This window comes from Candidatus Schekmanbacteria bacterium, from assembly GCA_003695725.1.
Lineage (GTDB): Bacteria > Schekmanbacteria > GWA2-38-11 > GWA2-38-11 > J061 > J061.
The window spans coordinates 1-8,836 of record RFHX01000324.1 but is presented as its reverse complement, the minus strand read 5'-3'; the positions used below and the strand labels follow the sequence as shown (position 1 = coordinate 8,836).

Genomic DNA, 8,836 nt, shown 5'->3' with positions numbered 1-8,836 from the left:
TTATCCTCAAAATGTGCAGAAAAGCTTTCCAAAAGATATTCTCTTGCAAGATATGGATATTGAAAGCTATGTGGGTGCGCCCTTATTCGACTCGAACGGGAATCCTCTTGGAATAATCGTCGCAGTTGATAGAAAACCGCTCAAAAATCCAAAACTTGCAGAATCAATTCTCAAACTTTTTGCCACAAGAACTGCAACAGAAATGGAAAGAATCCGTGTTGAAGAGGAACTGATAAAAAATGAAAAACGATACCGCACAGTAGTTGAAAGCCAAGAAGAATTAATCGTGAGATGGAAACCGGATGGCACCCGCACATTTACTAATAGTGCCTACCTCAAATATTTTGGTATTTCTCCCCAAGAAGCAATAGGCACAAGCATTATGCCTTATGTAGCAAAAGAAGACAGAAAAAAACTGCGAGAAAAAATATCATATCTTACACCTGATAATCCTATTGAAAAAGATGAACATCGCGTTGTAAAAGCTGACGGCACAATTGCTTGGAATCAATGGATAGATAGAGGAATTTTTGACTCAAATGGAAAGTTGATAGAAATCCAGTCAGTAGGAAGAGACATTACGAAGCAAAAGGAGGCAGAAGAAAACCTTTTAAAGAGCGAAGAGCGTTTTAGGAAAACTGTCGAGAATATAAGTGATGGACTTGCAATCATTGAAGAAGACAAAATGGTGTACTGCAACAACAGATTGTGTGAAATATATGGAATTTCAAAAGATGAAATAACTGAAAGCACCATAACAGACTTCATAGTGCCTGAAGACAAAGAAAGGGTACTTGAAGAAACAGAAAAAAACATTCATGCTGGAAAAATGCATTTTGCTATGGATTACTGGATTCAGCGTAAAGACGGCACGAAAAGATGTGTTAGAAAATCAACAAACCTTCGCATTGATGAAGAGGGGAAAAGGTACAACTATGTTGTCATAACTGATATAACAGAAAGAATTGAAGCCATTGTATCATTGAAGGAGTCTGAAGAGAAATACAGAGAATTGTTCAACAATGCCTCAAATGCCGTAATAATAATTGACGACAAAACAAGATGCATCGAAGATGTCAATGTGGCGGCAATCAATATGTTTGGCTATGAGAAAGAACAATTTACCACATTGAAATGGCAAGATATAACTACAGATGAAAAGATAGTGGATGAGAATTCAAGAGACATTTACGATAAAGTTTTTGAACCACTTCAAACATACACCTTAAAAATGAAAAGAAAAAATGGAGAAATCTTTTCGGCAGAAATGAACATTTCATACTTTTTTTCCAAGGGAAGAAAAAAAAGGATTTACACCTTCAGAGATATTACAGAAAAAATCAATCTTGAAAACCAATTGAGGCAGTCCCAGAAAATGGAAGCTATTGGTTCACTTGCAGGCGGAATTGCCCATGATTTTAATAACCTACTGGTAGCGATTCTTGGATACAGCGAACTTCTTGCAGAACAAATAAAAGATAAGGACTCAAATCTTTTAAGATATATCAATGAAATAGAAAAAGCGGCAACACGAGCTTCAAACCTTACAAAACATTTGCTTGCATTTAGCAGGAAACAGATTCTTCAGCCGAAAATAATAGATTTGAACAAACTTATTGAAGATACATCAAAAATCATATCGCGCCTTATAAGAGAAGATATTGAACAAATTTTAAACCTGAAAAAACCGGCAAAACTCATTAAAGCCGACCCAACTCAGATTGAACAGGTAATAATCAATATAATTGTAAATGCCAGAGATGCAATGCCAAATGGTGGAAAGCTTCTAATAGGAACCGATTCTGTCAATTTTACAGAAGAGTATATAAGCAAAAATCGTATAGTTGATAAACCCGGCAAGTATGTACTGCTATCAATAAGCGATACAGGCAGAGGAATGGATGAAAAAACAAAAAACAGAATTTTTGAACCTTTCTTTACGACCAAAGAGATGGGGAAAGGCACAGGACTTGGCCTTTCTACGGTCTATGGAATTGTAAAGCAAAGCGGTGGCTTTATCTGGTGCGAGAGCAAACTTAATGAAGGCACTACTTTTAAAATCTATTTTCCTGAAACAGAAGAACAGGCTGAAATAGCAGATAAAGACCTCAGTGAACAGCACAAAATAATTGGTAATGAAACAATTCTAATTGTAGAAGATGACGAAAGAGTAAGAAACCTTCTATCTGAATCACTTAATATGCTCGGATATAATATTCTTCGGGCTAAAGATGGAAATGAAGCGCTTGAAAGAATAAAAGTTTTCAAAGGCAGTGTTGATCTTTTAATAACTGATATGATAATGCCGGGTATAAGAGGAAATGAACTTTCAAATCAATTAAAAAAAATATACCCTCAAATGAAAACTATTTATGTCTCAGGTTATGCAAACAATACCATCGAGGAGATTCAAAAAACAGATAAAGGCGATATTTTTCTTCAAAAACCATTCAATATCAAAAAAATGGCAAAAAAAATCAGAGAAATCCTAAAAAGCCCAAATTAAAAATAACCAAAATTTTCAACAAGTTTCGACAAAGAAATTAGCCACAGAATCCAAATAATTTTCTCCCTTGAAACAAATCAATAATTTCTTAAGAAAAAAAAATAGTTATCGAATAAATTTTGAACAAATTATTTTTTCGTTCTTTTGGCAGAGGATTTTCCTTTTTAAAAAGAGACCAAAATTCAATTTAATTATCAATTTTGACATATGGCAGTTGCAAAAGAAAGATTGGAAAAAAAGATAGTCGACCTATCTCTCCATTATCTTGCAGAAACGCTCTCAAAGATTACCGGTGAAAATTTTTTTGTACAAGTGGTCAAAATCTTAACAGAAATGTTGAATGTGGATTACGCATTTATAGGAATGCTCATAGATAAAGAATCAGAAAAAATCAAAACTCTTGCCGTTTCCAAAAGAGGTAAAGCCATTGAAAATTTCGAATACTTGTTGAAGGATACGCCCTGTGAAAATGTAGTCGGTAAAAAACTTTGTTCTTATCCGAAAAATATCCAGTCATTATTTCCAAAAGATAGAATATTAAAAGAAATGAATGCAGAAGGCTATGTCGGAATTCCATTGTTTGATTCAAAAAGATTGCCAATTGGGGTAATGGGCTTGGTCCATACAAAAATCATAAAAGATGTAAATATTGCAGAATCTATCCTAAAAATCTTTGCTGTCCGCACATCAACTGAAATGGAAAGATTAAATATTGAAAAAGAACTTATCAAAAGTAGAGAAGAATACAGAGCTATAATAGAAAGTCAGGAAGAAATGATAGTTAGATGGCTGCCTGACGGAAAGATTATCTATGCGAATTTGCGCTTTATGAATTTTTTTAAAATCGAAAATATTCCTTTATCTGATATAAACTATCTTACTTTTTTTGATAAAAATGAATCGAAGAAAATCAATGAAATTATCGCCCGTCTGAATCCTGACAATCCTTATGAAATTAGCGAAAGAGAAATAAAAAAAGATGATTCACAAACACTTTGGATTCAATGGATTGATAGGGGAATTTTTGATAAGAAAGGAAGAATTTTGGAAATTCAATCTGTGGGAAGAGACATAACAGCTCGAAAACAGACTGAAGAACAATTAAAGGAAAATGAAGAACGATTAAAACTGCTTTTTGAATATGCACCTGATGCTTATTATCTTACAGACCAGTCTGGAAATTTTATTGATGGGAACCTTGAAGCTGAAAAGATATCCGGCTATGATAGAGAGGAGCTGAAAGGAATCAATTTCATAGAAACAGATATGCTCTCCGCCGATCAGATACCAAAAGCCATTGAAATGTTAGGAAAGACTACTCTGGGAATGCCTGCAGGTCCAACAGAGTTTACATTGAAACGGAAAAACGGTACCTATCTACCTATCGAAATTAGATCCTTTCCTATAAAAATCAAAGGCAAAACAATGATCTTGAATATTGCAAGAGATATAAGTGAAAGAAAAAGGTCAGAGTCCAAATTAGTTGAAAGCGAAAATCGCTTCAAAAACTTAGCTGAAAACCTATCAATTGGAATTACAATAATAGAAAAGGGAAAATTGGTTTATTGCAATAAAAAAATATGTGAAATATATGGAATTAGCAAAGATGAAGTTACAAGAGAAACTCTCTCAAAATTCATAGTTCCTGAAGAGCGTGATGACATAATGAAAACGATAAATGAGAATATCAAAAATGGAACCAAGGAATTCCAAATTACATATAATATTATTCGTAAAGATGGAATTCGTAAAAAGATCAAAAGGTTCGTCAATGTTATTTCCAACGGCAACGGAGAGATTAGCTGTTACATAGCTACTCTTGATATTACAAAGGATAAGAAATAAACATTTTTCTCATTTATCAAGTTTTGTCTTCATTAGATAGTGCAGGATGCCATAATATTCAAAAGGACCTTCTTTTACTTCCCACTTCAACTTTTTAAAAAAATTTACATTTTTCTTTTGCACCAATGCGAAAAGAGTATGGGCACCATTTTTAAGTGCAATATCTTCTGCTTTCTTCACCAGAAGTCTTCCTGCAATACCATGTCTCTTCCCTTTTCTTACCGCCAGGCGTCCACCAAACCAATTTCCCTTTTTATCTTTATAAACCCTAACTGTCCCAATAATTCCCGATTCATCAGAAACTGCTATATGTACCGCTTCTTCATCAAATGAATCGACATCGCTTTCTTCAAACATCTTTAATTCATCAACAAAAACACTCTTACGAATATTGAAACAAGCATTCATTTCCTTTTCATTGTCAACTACATAACATTTCAATCTCTCTTTTCTTCCCTTTTCCATATCCATAATAAATTTTTATCAATTTTATCATTTATCGAGTTAAAACATAAATTGACATTTCGGTCATAATCTATATTATCATAATTGAGGCTCTTTACTTCAAAGGAGGAATGAAATGTTTGGTCTTGGAATGCAGGAATTGATTATAATCCTTCTCATTGCTTTTCTCATCTTCGGGGCAAGAAAGCTTCCCGAAATAGGAGAAGGGCTTGGCAAAGGAATTAAAAACTTCAAAAAATCTATGAAAGAATTAGACAATTCCGGCAATGAATCTGATGAGACAACAAAGAAACCAACTGATGAAAAATAATCCATTGCTCATTTCCTGAAACACAGCGTAACAACTATCTCTTATCGTTATATGGATTGACTATTAAAGAAGGCCCTTCTTCTTCCTTTTTTCGTGCTTCATATTCTAATCTATAACTTTCAAGCGATTCTTCCATAAGCCTCTTTAGAAATAATGACTCTGAGCTTTTAGATACGGAAGCCGCATCAATTGCCAGAGTGAGAAATTTCTTCGATTCATCTTTTTGTCCCATCAGAAAAAGCAGAAGTGATAACTCCTCCAGTTTCCTCACGATAATTTGCCTTCTTTCGTCAGTAAAAAATTCCTCTACTAAGTTTTTTATTCTTTCCTCTGAAACTTCTTTTTTTAGTGTCTCATTCAATATGATGCCGCTTTTCTCTATTTCATTATATTTTTTATACAGTGAGACAATATCCTCGTCCTCAATAAGATAAAGCGCCAAAATCTCTTGAGGATTCATCTGCCCAACAATTGAATCAATACAATTTTTGTCAATGTCATTTTCATCAAAATACTTGTATATTTCAGCTTTACATGGACATTCGATATGTTCAACGATAAAGTCTTTCCATCTCTCATATTGTCTATTCAAGTCTTTTCCCTTTGATTTTCTGATTTTGACACTCTCATCAAGAAGATAACGACAGTGCTCTGCGCTTACTTGAAAAACAGGAGTTCTTCGCTCATTTCTTATGTAGTCAATGTATTTTTTTATTCCTTTCTTGGATACCTTGGTTGCGGAAAAGTCAACCAATCCTTCTTTCATTGACCTAAGAGCGGTAAATAAATGATATCCTTTAACGGTATGATGAATATAAAATACAATAAGTTGAATATTCCCTCCATCCATCATTGCGCTTACATAACCACCTGTTTCAACTCTCCCTGAAAGCATAGGATTTCTTTTCTCTTCCTTAAACTTTTCCTCATCAACTGCAAATCCGCTTTTCTTAAATTTATATACCGCCTTATTTATCTCCTTTCTAATTTTTTTGTTCTCATTCTCTGCATATATTTTTTCAAACAATGAAATGGAGGATTCAGGAGATATTTCAGGCAATAGTTTGATAAGGACCAGTTCGAATTTGTCAGATATGCCTATTAGAGGTTCAATAGATGTAATTAATTCATCTGCTTTGACTTCCTTGGCAGCTAAGAGTAAACCTGAATATAGTTCTTTATCTGTAAGTCCGTGAATCAATTCTTTCAAAAGTTCCCTGTCATGACTTTCAGAGGAATTATTAAATTTCAATATCTCCTTCTTAAACCGGATGATACTTTTTATCTTTTCAGGAAGTTTTTCAAATTCTAATCCCCATACTCTTATCAAAAAATCTGCACAAATTACCCTTTTTACCTCATCAAGTTTTTCCTTAGACAATAATTGATTCAAAATTTCATTGCACATTATCAGCCTCAACTGGCACATAATATCAACAATTCGCCAAAAGGATTTACTGTCAGATTTCTCAAGCAATTTTACAGCAGCTTCAACGACTATTTCTTCACCGGAAGACAACTCATATATCCATCTCTCTTCAACACCTCCAATTTGGGGATTTTTATCTTCATCCTTTAAATAAGGCAAAAACATTTCATTCAAATTTTTAATGCAATCTTTTACTTTCTCTTTCTTGATATTCTTCTCCTTGCTCATAGAAACTTCATCTCCTTATGAAAACAACATTATTAATGGGTCATCTATCCCAATTTCCTTAAAAGCATTACTGCGGATTATACAACTGTCGCACTTTCCGCAAGGCATTCCATTTTCTTTTGGGGAATAGCAACTGTGTGTTAAGGAATAATCAAGATTAAGAGACAATCCTTTTTCAATAATTTCTCTTTTGCTCAAGTTTATCAAAGGAGCCCTTATTCGGATTCCTTTTTTGCCTTCTACACCTGCTTTCGTCCCTGTATCAACCGCCTTTTGGAAAGCATCAATGAATTCCTGTCTACAGTCAGGATATCCGCTAAAATCGATGCTATTGACTCCTATAAACACATTGTTTGCGCCAATCGACTCTGCATAACTTACTGCATAAGAAAGAAAAATAATATTTCTCCCCGGTACATATGTGGAAGGAATCCCTGAACTGATTTCATTCATATTTCTACCCATAGGGATTTTACCGACGCCTGTTAGGCTTGAGTTTGCAAAGCTACCAAGGGGCAATTCTATAATCATATGATTTTCAACATCTAAAAAGGCTGCAATCTTTTTTGCCGATTCAATTTCAATGCTATGCATTTGCCCATACAAAAAAGTTAATGCATAAATATCATAACCTTCATCTTTGGCAATAGCTGCAACTGTAGCAGAATCCAATCCTCCACTCAATAGGACAACTGCTTTTTCATCTCTCTTATTGTGCATTAGACACCTCTTTTTCCCTTTTTCCAAATAATTTTATGAAGCTGTATTTGAAACCTCACATTCAATTTATCATCTAATATCCATTGGACTAATTTTGACATATCCATTTTATCGATTATAGGAGAGTAAAGTATCTTGCATAAATTACTGGCTTTATTTTTTTCAATAAAATTCGTTGCCCACTCATAATCTTCTCTATCAGCAATAACAAATTTCAGTTCATCCTTTTTTCCAAGATATGACAAATTCTCATTCAGAAAACTTTTTGCCTCTCCACTTGATGGGCATTTAACATCAACTACTTTAATTACCCTTTCGTCGACATCTTTTAAAGATATACTCCCATTTGTTTCAAGCAAAACTATTTTATCTCTCATCGATGCTATACGGGTAAGAAATGAAATGGAATCTTCTTGTAGAAGAGGTTCACCTCCTGTAAGAGATACAAGAGGGAAGGCGCTTTCTCTTACATATGTCTCAAGGTCATCAACAGAATATTCTTTTCCTCCTTCATAGGCATAAACAGTATCACACCATCTACATCTCAAATTGCAGCCGCTTGTTCTGATAAAGAAACATGGAATACCGCTATAAGAGGATTCTCCTTGAATACTCGAAAAAATCTCTTTTACTAACATCTTTTTCCTGAATACATAGCACAGGAATGCTCACTCTCCCATACTCTAATCTCACTTACTGAAATATTACCATTGTTGATTTTCTTAGACATCTCATCATAAATCCAGTTCGCAATATTCTCTGCCGTTGGATTGATTTCCTTAAAAATTTCAGTTTCATTGAGATTTTTATGGTCAAGCAATTCAAGCACGGCAGAAAGCTCTTTTTTTAGGTCATGAAAATCTATGAGCATTCCCAATGAGTTAAGTTTCTCTCCACTGACCACCGCTTCTACCTTCCAATTATGTCCATGGAGGGCTTCACATTTCCCTTTATAATTTCGAAGCTGATGGGCAGATGAAAAATCCAATTTTATTGACACTGAATACATATTGCCTTCTCTTACAATCTTGACAGAATACACCTCTCATAATACTGTTAATTGATAAAAAAGCGTAGCAAAGGCAATATAATATGTCAAGGAAGAGAAAAACATTAGGGGTATTAGAGACGGATAAGCTATGAGAAGAGGGATAATAGAGGGAATAGATAAATTCCTTGAAAATAAAAATTCATTCACAGAAAAAGAAAAAGCAAAAAAAAAAATAATTTCTCTTTATAAAAACTTTGAAATTGAAGAAGAGGAAGAAGAGGATTTCATCTCTATCATCAATGAAATAACTAACACTGCCGACCCTGATTTAACTCTGAATTC

General features: G+C 34.0%; 9 protein-coding genes. 4 read left to right on the top strand and 5 right to left on the bottom strand.

What is annotated here, in order from left to right:
* Positions 1-13: 13 nt before the first annotated feature.
* Both D6734_12020 and D6734_12015 read left to right on the top strand, forming a co-directional pair.
* Entirely contained in the window at positions 14-2,506 is a 2,493-nt protein-coding gene (locus D6734_12020; GenBank protein ID RMF92563.1) for a PAS domain S-box protein, read from the top strand.
* A gap of 207 nt (positions 2,507-2,713) precedes the next feature.
* Positions 2,714-4,351 (top strand): PAS domain S-box protein, encoded by a 1,638-nt coding sequence (locus tag D6734_12015; GenBank protein ID RMF92562.1) that lies wholly within the window; start codon positions 2,714-2,716, stop codon positions 4,349-4,351.
* A 9-nt stretch (positions 4,352-4,360) separates the two neighbouring features.
* On the opposite strand, the gene D6734_12010 is transcribed toward D6734_12015, so the two are convergent.
* Complete coding sequence (locus D6734_12010) at positions 4,361-4,822, bottom strand: GNAT family N-acetyltransferase (GenBank protein ID RMF92561.1); 462 nt, start codon at positions 4,820-4,822, stop codon at positions 4,361-4,363.
* Positions 4,823-4,931: 109 nt separating this feature from the next.
* On the opposite strand from D6734_12010, the gene tatA reads away from it, so the two are divergent.
* Complete coding sequence (tatA, locus tag D6734_12005; protein RMF92560.1) at positions 4,932-5,126, top strand: twin-arginine translocase TatA/TatE family subunit; 195 nt, start codon at positions 4,932-4,934, stop codon at positions 5,124-5,126.
* A 34-nt stretch (positions 5,127-5,160) separates the two neighbouring features.
* Here the strand turns inward: tatA and D6734_12000 are convergent, their stop codons facing one another.
* From D6734_12000 to queD, 4 genes are read right to left on the bottom strand one after another with little or no spacing between them, the layout of a single operon-like run.
* The gene (locus D6734_12000; protein RMF92559.1) at positions 5,161-6,783 is read right to left on the bottom strand and encodes a hypothetical protein; all 1,623 of its coding nucleotides are present in this window, start codon (positions 6,781-6,783) and stop codon (positions 5,161-5,163) included.
* Between the two features lie 15 nt (positions 6,784-6,798).
* The gene (gene queC, locus D6734_11995; protein ID RMF92558.1) at positions 6,799-7,503 is read right to left on the bottom strand and encodes a 7-cyano-7-deazaguanine synthase QueC; all 705 of its coding nucleotides are present in this window, start codon (positions 7,501-7,503) and stop codon (positions 6,799-6,801) included.
* The gene (locus D6734_11990) at positions 7,503-8,141 is read right to left on the bottom strand and encodes a radical SAM protein (protein RMF92557.1); all 639 of its coding nucleotides are present in this window, start codon (positions 8,139-8,141) and stop codon (positions 7,503-7,505) included. The genes queC and D6734_11990 overlap by 1 nt, the downstream gene beginning before the upstream one ends.
* Positions 8,135-8,512, bottom strand: a complete 378-nt coding sequence (gene queD, locus D6734_11985; protein RMF92556.1) for a 6-carboxytetrahydropterin synthase QueD — start codon at positions 8,510-8,512, stop codon at positions 8,135-8,137. The genes D6734_11990 and queD overlap by 7 nt, the downstream gene beginning before the upstream one ends.
* 130 nt (positions 8,513-8,642) lie before the next feature.
* Between queD and D6734_11980 the strand changes: the two genes are divergently transcribed.
* Positions 8,643-8,836 (top strand): hypothetical protein (locus tag D6734_11980; protein ID RMF92555.1); only part of this gene is annotated, 194 nt, incomplete at its 3' end.